13 protein-coding genes are annotated in these 17,087 nt (G+C 45.5%); 7 read left to right on the top strand and 6 right to left on the bottom strand.

Translation table 11 applies throughout. The features are described from left to right. The 7 genes from KHN78_RS10820 (at position 1) to KHN78_RS10790 (ending at position 10,687) form a co-directional block, all read left to right on the top strand. Positions 1-984: an ABC transporter ATP-binding protein gene (locus tag KHN78_RS10820; protein ID WP_128810254.1), complete on the top strand. Its 984-nt coding sequence runs from the start codon at positions 1-3 to the stop codon at positions 982-984. Positions 985-1,028: 44 nt separating this feature from the next. Next, positions 1,029-2,024 carry an ABC transporter ATP-binding protein gene (locus KHN78_RS10815; RefSeq protein ID WP_128810253.1) on the top strand — a complete coding sequence of 332 codons (996 nt, stop codon included), beginning with the start codon at positions 1,029-1,031 and terminating at the stop codon, positions 2,022-2,024. 69 nt (positions 2,025-2,093) lie between these two features. Beyond that, positions 2,094-3,833, top strand: a complete 1,740-nt coding sequence (locus tag KHN78_RS10810; RefSeq protein ID WP_211916028.1) for a glycoside hydrolase family 9 protein — start codon at positions 2,094-2,096, stop codon at positions 3,831-3,833. Positions 3,834-3,835: 2 nt separating this feature from the next. Next, on the top strand, positions 3,836-4,732 hold the full coding sequence (locus tag KHN78_RS10805; protein WP_211916027.1) for an N-acetylglucosamine kinase: 897 nt from the start codon (positions 3,836-3,838) through the stop codon (positions 4,730-4,732). Positions 4,733-4,734: 2 nt separating this feature from the next. Further along, complete coding sequence (locus tag KHN78_RS10800) at positions 4,735-6,654, top strand: beta-N-acetylhexosaminidase (protein WP_211916026.1); 1,920 nt, start codon at positions 4,735-4,737, stop codon at positions 6,652-6,654. Positions 6,655-6,740: 86 nt separating this feature from the next. Further along, a complete protein-coding gene (locus KHN78_RS10795) occupies positions 6,741-9,149 on the top strand; it encodes a GH36-type glycosyl hydrolase domain-containing protein (RefSeq protein WP_211916025.1) in 2,409 nt (802 codons plus the stop codon). 125 nt (positions 9,150-9,274) lie between these two features. Then, on the top strand, positions 9,275-10,687 hold the full coding sequence (locus KHN78_RS10790) for a phosphoglucomutase/phosphomannomutase family protein (protein ID WP_128810248.1): 1,413 nt from the start codon (positions 9,275-9,277) through the stop codon (positions 10,685-10,687). Positions 10,688-10,786: 99 nt separating this feature from the next. Here the strand turns inward: KHN78_RS10790 and KHN78_RS10785 are convergent, their stop codons facing one another. From KHN78_RS10785 to KHN78_RS10760, 6 genes are all read right to left on the bottom strand, one after another. Next, on the bottom strand, positions 10,787-11,818 hold the full coding sequence (locus KHN78_RS10785; RefSeq protein ID WP_211916024.1) for an ABC transporter ATP-binding protein: 1,032 nt from the start codon (positions 11,816-11,818) through the stop codon (positions 10,787-10,789). Next, positions 11,818-13,443, bottom strand: a complete 1,626-nt coding sequence (locus KHN78_RS10780; protein WP_211916023.1) for an ABC transporter permease — start codon at positions 13,441-13,443, stop codon at positions 11,818-11,820. Before KHN78_RS10780 ends, KHN78_RS10785 begins: the two co-directional genes overlap by 1 nt. A 99-nt stretch (positions 13,444-13,542) precedes the next feature. Further along, positions 13,543-14,556 carry a Fe(3+) ABC transporter substrate-binding protein gene (locus KHN78_RS10775; RefSeq protein ID WP_211916022.1) on the bottom strand — a complete coding sequence of 338 codons (1,014 nt, stop codon included), beginning with the start codon at positions 14,554-14,556 and terminating at the stop codon, positions 13,543-13,545. Positions 14,557-14,709: 153 nt separating this feature from the next. Then, complete coding sequence (locus tag KHN78_RS10770) at positions 14,710-15,939, bottom strand: ammonium transporter (protein ID WP_211916021.1); 1,230 nt, start codon at positions 15,937-15,939, stop codon at positions 14,710-14,712. A gap of 26 nt (positions 15,940-15,965) precedes the next feature. Then, a complete protein-coding gene (locus KHN78_RS10765; RefSeq protein WP_005439398.1) occupies positions 15,966-16,304 on the bottom strand; it encodes a P-II family nitrogen regulator in 339 nt (112 codons plus the stop codon). Positions 16,305-16,492: 188 nt separating this feature from the next. Further along, the gene (locus tag KHN78_RS10760) at positions 16,493-16,861 is read right to left on the bottom strand and encodes a YacL family protein (protein ID WP_211916020.1); all 369 of its coding nucleotides are present in this window, start codon (positions 16,859-16,861) and stop codon (positions 16,493-16,495) included. Positions 16,862-17,087 lie beyond the last annotated feature (226 nt).

Below are 17,087 nucleotides of genomic sequence, written 5' to 3'. Positions count from 1 at the left end.
ATGACTGCACCACTAATTTCTATCCGTAACCTATGCGTAGACTACATTACAGATGCGGGCGATGTCCGCGCCTGTAATAACGTCAGCTTCGACATTGCGCCAGGTGAAGTATTCGGCCTAGCCGGTGAATCAGGCTGTGGTAAATCAACCGTTGCATTCTCGCTAATGCGCCTTCATAAGCCGCCAGCGTTTATCACTGGTGGTGAGGTTATCTTCAATGGTGAGAATATCCTTCAATACAGCGATGAACGCATGCAGTCTTTCCGCTGGAGTGAGATGTCGATGGTATTCCAAAGTGCCATGAACGCATTGAACCCTGTTCTCAATATGGAAGAACAATTCTGCGACGTGATCATGCGCCATACCAACATGACTCGTGAACAAGCGAAAACTCGAGCTGAGGGATTACTGGAAATCGTTGATATCCACCCTAGCCGTCTAAATGACTACCCACACCAGTTTTCTGGTGGTATGCGTCAACGTTTGGTTATCGCAATTGCGTTAGCGCTAAACCCTAAAATGATCATCATGGATGAACCAACAACGGCACTAGACGTAGTGGTTCAACGTGAGATTCTGCAAAAAATTTATGCATTAAAAGAAGAGTTTGGTTTCTCTATTCTATTCATCACCCATGACTTGTCGTTGATGGTCGAGTTCTCAGATCGCATCGGCATTATGTACTCTGGTGAATTAATTGAAGTTGCACCATCTAAGCAAATTTTGGAAAGTCCTTACCACCCTTACACGAAAGGTTTGGGTAGCTCTTTCCCTCCATTAACCGGCCCAAAAACCAAATTGACAGGTATCCCAGGCAACCCTTTGAACCTATTAGAGATCCCTCAAGGTTGTCGTTTCCAAGCTCGTTGTGACCGCGTTCACGAAGCTTGTACACGAGTTCCGACACAACTGCGCGAAATCGAAGCAGGTCGTTTCTCGAACTGTCATTTATACGGCCAACCTATTGCTCAAGCTAAGGTTTAAAACAAACACCTTACGCTAAGAACAAAATTACATTGGAGAGAATTATGAGCAAACAACTCGGCGAACTGCTGATTGAAGGTAAGAATGTCGTTAAAGACTTCCCTTTGAACAGTAACTCAATCAAACAAACCAAGATGCGTGCAATCAACGATGTATCTTTCAAAATGTACAAAAGCCGCGGTTTGTCAGTGGTGGGAGAATCAGGTTCAGGCAAATCAACCACAGCTAAAATGATTGCAAAAATGTATGCCCCAACCGATGGCATCATTGAATACAAGGGCCGCGATATTCAGGACATCACATCGAAACACGATCTGATGACCTACCGTGAAGGCGTGCAGATGGTATGGCAAGACCCGTTTGGGTCACTTAACCCAACGCACAATATTTTCCACCACATTGCTCGCCCACTGTTGATTCATAAAAAAGTATCACCGGGCAACAAAAAAGAGCTAGAAGAGCGCGTGTATGATCTTCTAGAACAAGTAGGTCTTATCCCACCAAAAGAGACGGCGCAAAAATTCCCTCACCAGCTTTCTGGTGGACAACGTCAACGTGTGAACTTAGCTCGCAATATCGCAGTAGGGGCCGAGGTAGTACTGGCCGATGAACCAACATCCATGCTTGATGTATCAATTCGTGCAGGTGTTCTTAACCTGATGGAAGAAATGAAGTTTGAGAAGCAAATGTCTCTACTTTACATCACCCATGACATCGCAACTGCACGTTACATCGCAGAAGACTTAGCCGTAATGTACGTGGGTCACATGGTTGAATGGGGTGATACAGAGGAAATCATCCACGATCCTCAGCATCCATATACACAACTGCTAGTTTCTGCCGTGCCAGATCCATCTAAGTCCATTCATGAAAAATTGAAAGGCAACAAAGGTGATATCCCTCTCTGGACACCTGACTCTGTGGGTTGCCCATTTGCCGGACGCTGCGTTCATGCTACCGACAAGTGCCGAGAGAAACTGCCTGCTGTTACTCAGTTGTCAGACAATCACTTTGTTCGTTGTTACTTATTTGAAAATTAATAACTACTAGGGTCAGGCTAAACCTGACCCACTTTTTCTTTGTATTATTTGTTCCCCTGGAGAAATTGAATGCTGCTACTGACTAACCACATTGGTTACGAGCGTCTAGGTCCTAAAAAAGCGATCATCCAGACGAGCCGATCACGTCTGTCTTCTTATACTGCTTTGCTGGTTTGTGCCAATAGTCATCAAACGGTTGCAACCCTAACGGTTGAGAAGCAAGGCAAAGTAGCGAACTGGCATCAAGGTCATTTCTACCTCATCGACTTTTCTTCATTTAACACTCCAGGTAACTACTACCTTCGTTTCGATCATTTACGCTCATCTCACTTTGAGATCGGCGAACATATTCTTCTCGATCACACTCTGTCTGATGTGATCCACTACTTTAAATCTCAACGCTGTGGCGGCATTTTCGATCAGCAAGATCGTCAAGCCCCACTGCTAAATTCAAACGAAACTGCCGATGTTCACGGCGGTTGGTATGACGCATCTGGTGATGTCAGCAAATACCTCAGCCACTTGTCCTACGCGAACTACCTCAACCCACAGCAAACCCCAATGGTGGTTTGGAATATGTTGAAAGGTTTGTCTCTGCTTCAAGGCAACGAGAAACTGGCTAAATTCACCGCAACTCGTCTCATTGAAGAAGCACTATTCGGCGCTGATTTCCTTGTCCGTATGCAAAACGAAAAAGGCTTCTTCTACATGACGGTGTTCGACAAGTGGAGTAAAGACACCGCCCAACGCGAAATCTGCGCTTATGAAACCCAGTTAGGTCACAAATTTGATGATTACCAAGCAGGTTATCGCCAAGGTGCAGGCATTAGCATTGCAGCATTAGCATCAGCCGCTCGCTTAGATGTTCACGGTGAGTTTGACCAACAAAAATATCGTAATGCCGCAGAAAACGGCTATTGGCATCTAAAAGAGTGCAACACCCAATACTTAAACGATGGTGAAGAGAACATCATTGATGAATACTGTGCGCTTCTTGCCGCTGTAGAGCTATTCAAGACCACCAAAGAGGCGCGTTACCTAGATGAAAGCCGCGTATGGGCAAAACGTCTTTCAACTCGCCAAACAAGTGATGAGAACATTCAACACTTTTGGAGTGCTAATCAAGATGGCAGTCGACCTTACTTCCATGCAGCAGAAGCGGGGCTTCCTGTTATCGCACTATGTGAATACTTAAGTATCGAAGACGACTCTGAGCGCGCATCGGTAGTCAAACAAATCATCACTCAAGCGTGTGAATTTGAAGTCTCTATCACCAACAAAGTAACCAACCCATTTGGCTACCCTCGCCAATATGTAAAAGGCGTGGATGAAGCTAAACGTGATGCGTTCTTTGTGGCACACAACAATGAGTCTGGATACTGGTGGCAAGGTGAGAATGCCCGCCTAGGTTCACTGGCGACCATGGCTTATGTGGCGCAACCACACGTTGTATCAGATCAATTAAAACAACAGCTCTCAGCTCTTGCTCAAGATTCGATTAACTGGATTGTTGGTCTAAACCCATACGACATGTGCATGTTGGACGGCCATGGGCGTAACAACCCTGACTACCTCCCTCAATACGGCTTCTTCAACGCTAAAGGTGGTGTGTGCAATGGCATCACGGCAGGCTTTGAAGACGAAGAGGACATCGCCTTTAATCCACCAGCACAGAAAGACGACATGCTTCAAAACTGGCGCTGGGGCGAACAGTGGATCCCGCATGGGGCATGGTATCTATTAGCAATCATGAGCCAAGCTCAGCACATTTCCATGCTTGCTGATTCTAACGCATTCGAGGAGCAATAATCATGGGGATGTATTTTGTTGGAATCGATGGCGGGGGTACATCATGTCGCGCCCGCATTAAAGATGCTCAAGGCAACGTCATTGGCGAAGCGAAAAGTGGCAGCGCAAACATCATGTTAGGCGCGGAAATCGCAATGGTGTCGATTCTTGAATCTATTGCTTCTGCGGCAAAACACGGCGGTCTGACTCAATCCGATTTTTCTTCTATGCATGTAGGCTTAGCGCTAGCAGGCGCAGAACATAAAACCTCTTGGCAAGCATTCATGGCTTTAGAGCACCCGTTTGCCAGCATGACACTCAATACCGATGCCTATGGTGCGTGCATCGGCGCCCACAATGGTAAGGATGGAGCAATCATGATTGCAGGAACCGGCTCTTGTGGCATTTACCTGAAAGGACTTGAGCAGCATGTTGTTGGTGGTCGTGAATTTCCAATCTCGGATCAAGGTGGCGGTGCCGTTATGGGGCTACGTCTAATTCAACAAGTTTTACTTGCAGAAGATGGCATTCGTGAAAAAACACCGTTAACAACGCACGTAATGGCACATTTTAAAAATGATATCGACAACATAGTCGCTTGGTCTAAAACAGCATTGCCACGAGACTATGGTCAGTTTTCCCCTGCAATTTTCCAACACGCAGATCAAGGCGATACGTTGGCGATAGAAATGCTCAAACAAACCGCAGCAGATATTGAAATGTTCTTAGTCGCTCTCAATAAACGCGGTGCAACGCGCATTTGCTTGATGGGCAGTATCGCAGAGCGAATTTTGCGCTGGCTATCTCCGCCAGTTCAACAGTGGGTGGTTGAGCCCGAATTTGATGCCATCGATGGGGCCATTATGTTTGCAGGCAAACCAGAACATAACCTTTACTCGGTTAATGTTGAGCAGGAGTGAATATGGAATATCGAGTTGATCTAGTCGTTCTATCTGAGCAGAAACAAAACTGCCGCTTTGGTCTGACTTTTCATAACTTAAGTGATCAAGACCTCGTTCAGTGGGGTTTAACTCTTGCGTTTGATCGTTACATTCTTCCGGGCAGTGTTTCAAACGGCCAGTTAACACAAATTGGCAGTTTCTGTACTCTCAAACCCGAGAGACAAGTACTTGAAGCAAACCATCATTATTACTGCGAATTTAGTATTGGTTCGAACCCTTTCCGCTATTACTCTGATGGCTTCAATGAAGCAACCGTCGATTTTATCGTTGATGGTCAATCACAACGTGCAAACGTTGATGTCACGCCTATCGTTTTAGCATCACCATACAAAGAGCGCTGCGATATTCCTCCAAGTGATTCTCATGCACAACCACTATTGCCAAAACCAAATCATATCGAAATAAATGATCATTCATTCCGTTTTGATGAGCAAGTTGGCATTGCAAGCTACACCGATTTAGCTAACACCGCAAAAGAGTGGTTACTGGAAGAGCTGAAACGAATTCACCAATTTGAAATCGCGTCATCGAATAGCGGAAAGATCTTATTTAAGAGCAATCCAACGCTTGATGAGGGAGCATACAAACTCAAAGTTACACAAGCCTCTATTAAGATCGAAGCGGGATCTTCATCTGGGTTTACCCACGCATGTGCAACGTTATTACAACTCATCAAGCGCGATGAAGAAAGCAATACCATGGATGCAGTGTGCTGCACAATTAAAGACAGTCCTCGTTTTCGATACCGTGGCATGATGCTCGACTGCGCGCGACACTTCCATTCAGTAGAGCAAGTGAAACGCTTGATCAATTTACTGGCGCATTACAAGTTTAACACGTTCCATTGGCACCTCACTGACGATGAGGGCTGGCGCATCGAAATCAAATCACTACCTCAGCTTACCGATGTTGGTGCATGGCGTGGCGTTGGTGAAACTCTCGAACCACAATACACGCATTTATCTCAGCGCTACGGCGGCTTCTATACGCAAGAAGAAATCAAAGATGTTATCGCGTTTGCCGCACAACGTGGCATTACGATCATTCCTGAAATTGACGTTCCTGGGCACTGTCGAGCGGCAATCAAGTCGCTACCTCACCTATTGGTTGAAGCAGACGACACCACCGAATACCGTAGCATTCAGCACTATAACGACAACGTCATCAATCCTGCTCTACCGGGCAGCTATGAATTTATCGACAAGGTATTGGAAGAAGTGGCGGCATTGTTCCCTGCACCTTATGTGCATATTGGAGCTGATGAAGTGCCACATGGCGTTTGGTCAAAGAGCCCCGCTTGCCAAGCCCTAATGGCGCAATTGAGTTACACCGACTACAAAGAGCTGCAAGGTCACTTCCTGCGTCATGCAGAAGACAAACTGCGCAAACTGGGCAAACGCATGCTGGGTTGGGAAGAAGCTCAACACGGCAACAAGGTCAGCAAAGATACCGTTATTTACTCATGGTTAAGCGAAGAAGCGGCATTGAACTGTGCTCGCCAAGGCTTTGATGTGGTGCTGCAACCAGCACAAACTACTTATTTGGATATGACCCAAGACTACGCACCAGAAGAGCCTGGCGTCGATTGGGCAAACCCGCTGCCATTAGAAAAGGCATACAACTACGAACCGTTAGCGGAAGTCCCTGCTGACGACCCAATCAGAAAACGCATTTGGGGCATTCAAACCGCTCTATGGTGCGAAATCATCAACAACCCATCGCGCATGGACTACATGATTTTCCCTCGCCTGACTGCCATGGCAGAAGCATGTTGGACTGAAAAACAACACCGCGATTGGACCGACTATTTATCACGTTTGAAAGGACACCTACCTCTGCTCGACTTGCAGGGCGTAAATTACCGTAAACCGTGGAAGTAATATCAGTGTGATGCCAACACATTACGCTTTAAAAGATTATAAATTTTTTGACTGCAGGTGCAGTTTAGTAAAAAGGAAATACATAAATGAAATACGGCTATTTCGATAACGAGAATCGTGAATACGTCATCACTCGCCCTGACGTACCAGCACCTTGGACTAACTACCTAGGCACTGAAAAGTTCTGTACGGTTATCTCACATAACGCGGGTGGTTACTCGTTCTACAACTCTCCAGAATACAACCGTGTTACTAAATTCCGTCCGAATGCGACGTTTGATCGCCCTGGACATTATGTTTACCTGCGTGATGATGAGACGGGTGATTACTGGTCAATTTCATGGCAACCAGTCGCAAAAAGCCTTGATGAAGCAAGCTACGAAGTTCGTCATGGTTTGTCATACTCGAAATTTAAATGTGACTACAATGGTATCGAAGCAACGAAAACGCTATTCGTACCAAAAGGCGAAGACGCGGAAGTTTGGGATGTGGTGATTAAGAACACCTCTGACAAGCCACGTACGATCAGCGCATTCTCATTTGTTGAGTTCTCATTTAGCCACATTCAATCTGATAACCAGAACCATCAAATGTCGCTGTACTCGGCTGGTACGTCATACAACGAAGGCGTGATTGAGTACGACCTATACTACAACACCAACGATTTCGAAGGCTTCTACTACCTAGCGTCAACGTTTGAGCCAGATTCGTACGACGGTCAACGTGACAGCTTCCTAGGTCTATACCGTGATGAAGCCAACCCACTAGCGGTAGAACAAGGTAAGTGTTTCAACACCGCGCAAACGTGTTACAACCACTGTGGATCTCTGCACAAACAATTCACCATCCAACCAGGTGAAGAAGTTCGTTTTGCTTACATTCTAGGTATCGGTAAAGGCAACGGTGACCGTCTACGTGCTAAGTACCAAGACCTTGCAGAAGTCGACAATGCATTTGCGGGCATCAAAGCACACTGGGATGAGCGTTGTGGCAAGTTCCAAGTGAAATCACCAAACGAAGGGTTAGACACCATGATCAACGCTTGGACGCTATACCAAGCAGAAACGTGTGTGGTGTGGTCTCGCTTTGCTTCATTCATCGAAGTGGGTGGTCGTACTGGTCTTGGTTACCGCGATACAGCGCAAGATGCGATCTCAGTTCCTCACGCTAACCCAGTAATGACGCGCAAACGCATCGTTGACCTACTGCGTGGCCAAGTGAAAGCGGGTTACGGTCTACACCTATTCGATCCAGATTGGTTCGATCCAGAAAAAGCTGACGTTAAACCATCAAAATCACCAACGGTTGTTCCAACTCCATCTGATGAGGACAAGATCCACGGCATCGAAGACACGTGTTCTGATGACCACCTATGGCTAGTCCCAACCATTTGTAAGTACGTGATGGAAACGGGTGAACATAGCTTCTTCGACGAAGTAATCCCTTACGCAGATGGTGGCGATGCAACGGTTTATGACCATATGAAAGCAGCACTAGACTTCTCTGCTGAATACGTAGGTCAAACCGGTATCTGTAAAGGTCTGCGTGCTGACTGGAACGACTGTCTAAACCTAGGTGGTGGCGAATCGTCAATGGTGTCATTCCTGCACTTCTGGGCACTGCAAGAGTTCATCGACCTAGCAAAATACCTAGGCAAAGAAGCAGACGTCGAGAAATACACGGAAATGGCAGCTAACGTTCGCGAGGCGTGTGAAACACACCTTTGGGACGATGAGGGTGGTTGGTACATCCGTGGTCTGACAAAGAATGGCGATAAGATTGGTACTGCACAACAAGCGGAAGGCCGAGTACACCTTGAGTCAAACACATTAGCGGTACTTTCTGGTGCGGTTTCTCAAGAGCGCGGTGAGAAAGCGATGGATGCGGTAGACGAGAACTTGTTCTCTGAATACGGCTTACATCTAAACTCACCATCATTTGCAACGCCAAACGATGATATTGGTTTTGTTACTCGCGTTTACCAAGGCGTAAAAGAGAACGGCGCTATCTTCTCACATCCAAACCCATGGGCTTGGGTCGCTGAAGCGAAATTAGGTCGTGGTGACCGTGCAATGAAGTTCTACGACGCACTGAACCCATACAACCAAAACGACATCATCGAAAAACGTATTGCAGAGCCTTACTCATACGTGCAGTTCATCATGGGTCGTGACCACCAAGACCACGGTCGTGCAAACCACCCATGGTTAACAGGTACCTCTGGTTGGGCTTACTTCGCCGTAACCAACTTTATCCTTGGTGTGCGAACAGGCTTCGACGGTCTTACTATCGATCCATGTATCCCAACGAACTGGCCTGGCTTCGAAGTGACTCGTCAATGGTTAGGTGCAACGTACAACATCAAAGTCGTAAACCCTGATTCAGTAAGCAAAGGCGTTAAGTCGATTACCGTAAACGGTGAAGCTGTAAGTGGTGCATCGGTACCAGTTCAAGCGGAAGGTTCAGTAAACGAAGTTATCGTAACTCTGGGTTAATCATCTTTTGGGGGAGTCTTTCTCCCCTTTCGATTTATCCGATGCACTTAAGTTTGATAAGTGCATCGGTTCGCTAGCAAAGGTTTAAGAAGCGGTGGGATGCCGCTCTTATCGAGGATCGAATTATGATCAAATTTGGTACAGGCGGTTGGCGTGCATTTATCGGTGAGGAGTTCACCAAAGATAATGTACGTTTAGTTGCTCAAGCAGTGGCAAACATTACGAACAACGAATCCGTCGCGGATCGCGGCTTTATTATCGGCTATGACCGTCGCTTTCTTTCTGACAAAGCAGGTCGTTGGTTTGCAGAAGTTCTTGCAGCAAACGGCATCGTGGTGAGCTTTATCGACAAGTTTGTTCCAACCCCAATCGTGATGTTTCAAGCTAAAGAGATGAACTGTGCTTATTCTGCTTGTATTACGGCTTCACACAACCCTGCTGATTACAACGGCATAAAAGTTTTCATCGAAGGTGGCCGTGATGCAGACGAAATCATCACACAAAAGATCGAAACTCAAATTGCGACACTCACCGCGCAAGATGTGAAAAGTGTCGATTTTGATCAAGCCGTTGAAGATAAGCAAATTAACATCATCAACCCAATGAATGCATTTGTCGACTCAATCATCGACTTCATCGATATTGAAGCGATCAAGCGCGCGAATCTACGTGTTCTCATCGACCCTATGTTTGGTGTGGCGAAAAATGCGCTGCAAACCGTGCTGATCAATGGTCGCTGTGAAGTTGATGTCATCAACGATGGTAAAAACCCAGATTTTGGTGGCTTAATGCCATCACCAAGCGCAGCAACACTCTATCGCCTAATGCACCTTGTCGAACAAGAGGGTTATGACATTGGTATCGGAACCGATGGTGACGCAGACCGTTTAGGTATTATCGATGAAAAGGGCCACTTTATTCACCCAAATGAAGTGCTACTTCTACTTTACTACTACTTACTAGAGTACAAAGGTTGGAAAGGCTCTGTCGTACGTAACATCGCAACTACGCACCTACTCGATAAAGTCGCAGCCGATCACGGTGAAAAGTGCTTTGAAGTACCCGTAGGCTTTAAGCACATCAGTTCACAAATGGAAGCGGATGACTCACTGATCGGTGGTGAAAGCTCTGGTGGTTTAACGATACGCGGCCATATCAAAGGTAAAGATGGTGTATTCGCATCAAGCTTATTGGTAGAAATGATTTCCGTCACTGGCAAGAAATTATCTGAGTTACTGGACGAAATCTACGGCAAGTACGGCTATGCCTACATGGCAGAGGGCGATTGCAAGTTCAAACCTGCACAAAAAGAAATACTGTTCAATAAGATTTATGTTGAAAAGCAGTTGCCTGAGTTTGAGTTTGAAATTGAAAAAGTCAGCTACGAAGATGGTGCGAAAGTGTACTTCAAGAACGGCGGTTGGATTATTGCGCGCTTCTCAGGTACTGAGCCACTGCTACGAATTTTTGCAGAAATGCAAGATAAGGACACTGCGGAACGTGTTCTTCAACAGTTTAAAGACTTCTTGTCTTTATAACTGACCTTGTGCCTGTCCAAGCACAAACCTATAGGTGAAGAACACTTGCCCGGCATGACTGCCGGGCCTTTTTATCTCTTTTCGCTACTGAGTTGTTGATTAAGCAAATGCCAACACACCTTGGGTTTCTACTTTCACCGTCACATTATCACCGACATTAAGCGCTTGAGCTGAAGTCGCCAATAAACGGTCACCATTCACATCAATAATGTAACGGCAGTGATCTCCCATAAAGTGCTGTTCTAACACTTTGACTGCACTTTCACTATCCGCTTCAATTTGGACATGCTGTGGACGAAGTAACAAAGAACATTCCGCACCAATTAGAATCTCTTGCTGCGTATTCGCTTCTATCACTCCAAGCTGCGTTTCGAATTCGCTGTCAGAAATACGTTTGGCAGCCAAATAACTACCACCACCTAAAAAGTCAGCAACAAACTTACTCGATGGCTGATAGTAAAGCTCTGAAGCCGTTCCATACTGTTCAATCACGCCTCGATTCATAACGGCCATTTTGTCGGCAAACGCAAACGCCTCTTCACGACTGTGCGTAACAAAAATTGCAGTAACACCCTGTTCTTTAAAGATCTTTCTAATCTCGCCGATCAGCTCGTGACGAACTTGGGTATCAATATTAGAAAACGGCTCATCTAGCAACAGTAAATCTGGTTTATAAGCAAGCGAACGAGCAATCGCCACACGCTGCTGCTGACCACCAGACAGCTGATGAGGGTAACGATCGCCGTAGCCTTTTAGGTGAACCAAACCCAACATCTCTTCTACTTTGAGTAACTTCTGTTGAGCGCTTTCATTTTTTAGGCCAAAGGCAATGTTCTCTGCCACCGTCAAGTGAGGAAACAGTGCATAATCTTGAAAGATCATACCGATGTTACGTTGCTCGGGTGGCAGCCAATTTTCACCGTCATCAATCGTGACACAGTTTAAACTCATTTGTCCGGAGCTCAGAGGCAACAAACCCGCTATTGCCTTAAGTAGGGTTGTTTTACCACACCCACTCGCACCAAGTAGGCAAACAATCTGGCCTTGTTCCACTTCAAGAGACAATGATTCAAGTACTGTTTGAGCGTCATACTGACAAGTTAAGTTTTGAATAGATAATGCGCAGCTCATCAGTGATTTTGCTCCAGTGAACGATTTACAACAACAAGCGGGATCAACCCAACAAGAACCAGTAATACAGCCGGCAGAGCAGCAAGCTCTAAATGCTCGTCCGAGGCGAAGTTATATACATACGTCGCCAAGGTTTCAAAGTTAAATGGACGCAACAACAGTGCAGCATTAAGCTCTTTCATCGACTCAATAAACACTAATAGTCCGGCGATCAATGCACCGCGTTTTACCAATGGGAAATGCACTCGCCATAACATGGTATTCGGCGTACAGCCCATGGTTCGAGAGGCCATGTCTAATGATGGAGAAATCTTATTCAAGTTGCTTTCCACGCTGCCAATGGCGACGGCAGAGAAACGCACCACCATAGCGAAGATCAACGCAAACATTGAGCCAGAGAAAATCAGCCCAGGTCTGCTCCACTCCATCGCTTTAGCAAAATCGTTCACACGGTGATCCATAAACAACACCGCCACCATCACGCCGATCGCAAGTACCGTTCCCGGAACCGCATACCCCATAGAGGATAACCGCATAAATGCCAAACTCGAACGACCACCGTTAACTCGCTGGCTAAAATTCACAATCAAGGCAATTGCAACACCAATGATTGCCGCCACGATTGACACCACCAAGCTGTTCCATGCGTATTCACGGAATTCTGGTGTCCAACTCTGAGCAAAGTACGTAATAGCGTAATCAATTAACTGTAACAGTGGGAAAACAAACGCGACGGCAACCAAACCCCAACACCAAATCAACGCCCCCCATTTCTGCCAACCTTTTAACTCATAACGAAACTCTTCATGGCTGTTAAATTGACTTTGGAAAAGCTTCTGTTTACGGCGACTGTAACGTTCCGCGCTGAGCAAAAGCACAACCACCATCAACATCATTGCTGAGATCTTCGCCGCAGCATTTAAGTTTGAGTAACCAAGCCAGGTATCGTAAACCGCAGTTGTCAATGTATTCACCGCAAAGTAACTGACTGTTCCGAAATCACCAATGGTTTCCATCGCGACGAGAGACAAACCAACCGCGATAGATGGTCGAACTAAGGGTAACGAAATACGCCAAAAGCTTTCCCAAGGAGAACATTTGAGTAAGCGCGCACTTTGCAGCAAGGAAACGTTCTGTTCCATAAATGCTGCACGACACAGCAGGTATACATATGGGTAAAGAACCAGAGAAAGAACAAAAGTCGCACCACTTAAGGTTCGAATATCTGGGAACCAATAGTCGCCAGGCCCCCAACCCGTTATATCACGCAAAAAGATTTGAATCGGTCCGGCAAAATCAAACCAATCCGTAAAAATATAGCCAATGATATAACCTGGCATGGCAAGCGGTAGAACCAAGGCCCACTGCAACCACTTCTCAGTTGGCAATTTACACATCGCCATAAACCAAGCGCTTGGAATACCGAGAATCAAAGAAAGGAACATCACACCAGCGGTCAGTGCAACAGTGTTATAGATATAGGTTGGCATGACCGTCGACATCAAATGTGCAAACAAGTCATCCGTCTCGCCAATGGCGGTATAGAAGATCGCTAAGATCGGCAAAACCAGTAACAAGGTGATTACCCCACTACTGGTTTTCCATAGAGAATGTTTATTCTTCATTGCCTAAATACTACAAGGCTTTATGAAACACAAATGCAGGTGCAAATACATCTCATATCCTTTAATCAAATGGGGGTATAGTTATACCCCCACATGGAATTAAAGGTCAAATTTCACTTCATCTAGCAACTTAATTGCCGCTTCATGATTTGCTGCAATATCGTCTAGAGAAATCTTATCCGCGGAGAAGTCACCCCAAGATTCCACAAGTTCAGAACGCTTAACGCCTTCCTTCACTGGGTACTCGTAGTTTACTTCTGCATACATTTGCTGCGCTTTGTCACCCGTTAGGAATTCCATTAACTTCACAGCATTGTCTTTGTTTGGAGAGAACTTCGCCATCGCCATACCAGAAATGTTTACGTGAGTACCTGTTGTCTCTTGGTTAGGAAAATTAATGTATACCGCGTCAGCCCAAGCTTTTTGCTCTTTGTCGTTAACCATCTTACCTAGGTAGTAGCTGTTACCTAGAGACACGTCACACAAGCCTTCTTTGATTGCTTTAACTTGAGCACGGTCATTACCTTGAGGTTTACGAGCTAGGTTCGCTTTTACGCCTTCTAGCCATTCTTTTGTTTCAACTTCACCGTGGTGCGCGATCATAGAAGACACTAGAGATACGTTGTAAGGGTGCTTACCGCTACGAGTACAAATTTTGCCTTTGAATTCTGGCTTCGCTAGATCCTCGTAGTTGAAGTCGTTACCTAGTTTGCCAACACGGTCACGTGAAGAGTAAACGTTACGAGTACGTAAAGTCAGAGCAAACCACTCGTTTTCTTTGTCTTGGTACTGTGCTGGTACGTTTTCTTCGATGATTTTGCTGTCTACCTTTTGAACTAGACCTTTGTTCGTCAGTTCAGCTAGACGACTGATATCTGTAGTAAGGATTACGTCAGCGGGGCTGTATTCGCCTTCCTGAGCCAACTTCTCTGCTAGACCTTTTTTCGCAAACTTCACGTTTACTTTAATGCCAGTTTCTTTAGTGAACTCGTTGAACATTGGTTCAACTAGGAAAGGTTGACGGTAAGAGTAGACGTTCACTTCTTCAGCAGCCATTGCTGTTGGAGCCAGAGTAGCGCAAGTAATCGCTGAAAGAGTTAGCAGTTTTTTCATTGGTTAATCCCTTGTCATGCTAATGATAATGTTTATCAGTTGCGTTATTATATGCATGTTCAACAAGAAAACAATGATGTGACACAAAAAAACCTGCTCTTTCGAGCAGGTTGTTGAACGTTTAGTTTGTAACTAATTATTTCAATATGTCCGCTATTTTACAGTAACGAACTCTGGGTAAGCGCCAACGCCACAGTCATGCATATCCATCCCTTCCATCTCTTCGTCTTCCGAAACTCGAATGCCAATGGTTACTTTTAAGATTGCCCATACCACTAGGCTTGCACCAAATACCCAAGCAAAGATAACTGCCGCACCTAGAAGCTGTGCACCAAACGTTGCATCACCATTGCTTAGTGGCACAACCATTAGGCCGAAGAAACCACACACACCGTGAACTGAGATAGCACCAACAGGATCATCAATCTTAATCTTGTCTAGACCAATGATGCTGAATACCACTAGTGCACCAGATACCGCACCAATTGCCACAGCATAAAGCGGTGATGGTGATAGAGGGTCAGCCGTGATTGCAACAAGACCTGCAAGCGCACCGTTCAGAATCATCGTTAGATCCGCTTTACCCCACGTTGTTTTACATACGAATAGTGCTGCAATTGCACCTGCCGCTGCCGCTGCGTTAGTGTTCAAGAAAATTTGGCCTACTGCTGTCGCATTCTCAAAGTCAGAAACCATTAGTTGAGAGCCGCCGTTGAAACCGAACCAACCAAACCAAAGGATGAACGTACCCAATGTAGCGAGAGGCATGTTTGAACCTGGGATTGGGTAGATTTCGCCGTTTTTACCGTATTTACCTTTACGTGCACCCAGTAATAGTACGCCTGCTAATGCTGCTGAAGCACCTGCCATGTGTACGATACCTGAGCCCGCAAAGTCACTAAAGCCTGCTTCTGATAGGAAGCCACCGCCCCACGTCCAGTAACCTTCCATTGGGTAGATAAATGCCGTCAGTACCGCTGAGAAAATTAGGAAAGACCAAAGCTTCATACGCTCTGCAACCGCGCCAGATACTACCGACATTGCTGTTGCTACGAATACTACTTGGAAGAAGAAATCTGACTCTAGAGAGTGGTCGGCTCCTTCAGCCTGTGTGCCGATTAGCGCACCAAATGATGGCAACCAGCCGCCCTCGCCGTTATCAACGTACATGATGTTGTAACCGACCAATAAGAACATGGTACAAGCAATCGCGTACAGACAGATGTTTTTGGTTAGAATTTCTGTTGTGTTTTTAGAGCGAACTAAGCCCGCTTCCAGCATGGCAAAACCCGCTGCCATCCACATTACTAACGCACCGGAAATGAGGAAGAAAAAGGTGTCGAGTGCGTAACGTAATTCGGTTACCGTAGTTGTTAATTCCATGATAGTTCTCCAATCCCTTGAATTCTTTAAAGTGCTTCTGCGTCCATTTCACCAGTACGGATACGTACCGCTTGGTTTAGGTCGTAGACAAAAATCTTACCATCACCAATTTTGCCGGTTTGAGCCGCTTTAGTGATGGCTTCTACCACGCGTTCTACATTGTCTGCATGGGTTGCAATTTCTAGTTTTACTTTTGGTAGAAAGTCGACTTGATACTCCGCGCCACGGTATAGCTCCGTGTGGCCTTTCTGACGACCAAAACCTTTCACCTCTGATACTGTCATCCCTTCAATACCAACATCAGCCAATGCTTCACGTACATCGTCTAACTTAAAAGGTTTTATAATGGCATTAATGATTTTCATTGACTCTTCTCCGCAGCTTTCATCCTGAAACAGTTTTGTTAATCCAAGCTGCGTGCCAACTTTTTATCTCATTGATTTATATAAACTTAGATAAAATCCTAAACTTATAAACAAAAAAGGCGCACCAAGTCGGTGCGCCCTTTTCACAAATATAAGGCAATCTCAGTGAGACTACCCAAAACTGTGCATTAAATGTTCAAAAAGTCTTTCCATTGCTCAATCAAAGAACAAAAGTCCTCAATACCGCAACTCGCCGTGCTCTCGGCATTGTAGAAATCGAATTCAGTTTCCATCTCGACTTCATAATCGTGACTCAGTGCATTTTCTTGCACCAGAACTTCATCATCGAGGATCATTAAACTTATTTCTGCACCAGTCAGTCTATGCTCTTGAGATGGCGAAGAAAATGCCTGATCAATTAAAGCTTCAACTTGTGCAATTTTTGCAGGGTCTTTGCCGATTTCTTCTTGCAGCCAACGACCAACAATCTCATGCCCCATACTGCATTTTACGTAATACTCGCCCATCAGCGTATTACGAATAAATTCAAATTCCATCGTAGTGCTCTTTAACTCTGGTCAGACGAATCGTCACCCATTCAATTTTATTGTTACCACCTTTCTACGGCAGAAAATGCTCTCTGCTGAACAAAGGTAATTAATGGGCGAAGTCTACCCCGCTAACTTTCAAACGCAAGTATCACTTTGGGTTCACTACATACTTTATCTGAAGATAATACGTTGTCGCACACCTTTTATACGATTGTCCCGCCAAGAGCCTAGT

The organism is Vibrio sp. B1REV9, assembly GCF_905175395.2.
Lineage (GTDB): Bacteria > Pseudomonadota > Gammaproteobacteria > Enterobacterales > Vibrionaceae > Vibrio > Vibrio alfacsensis.
Note: the sequence above shows the minus strand (reverse complement) of the source record. Positions and strands in the feature narration are given on the sequence as shown.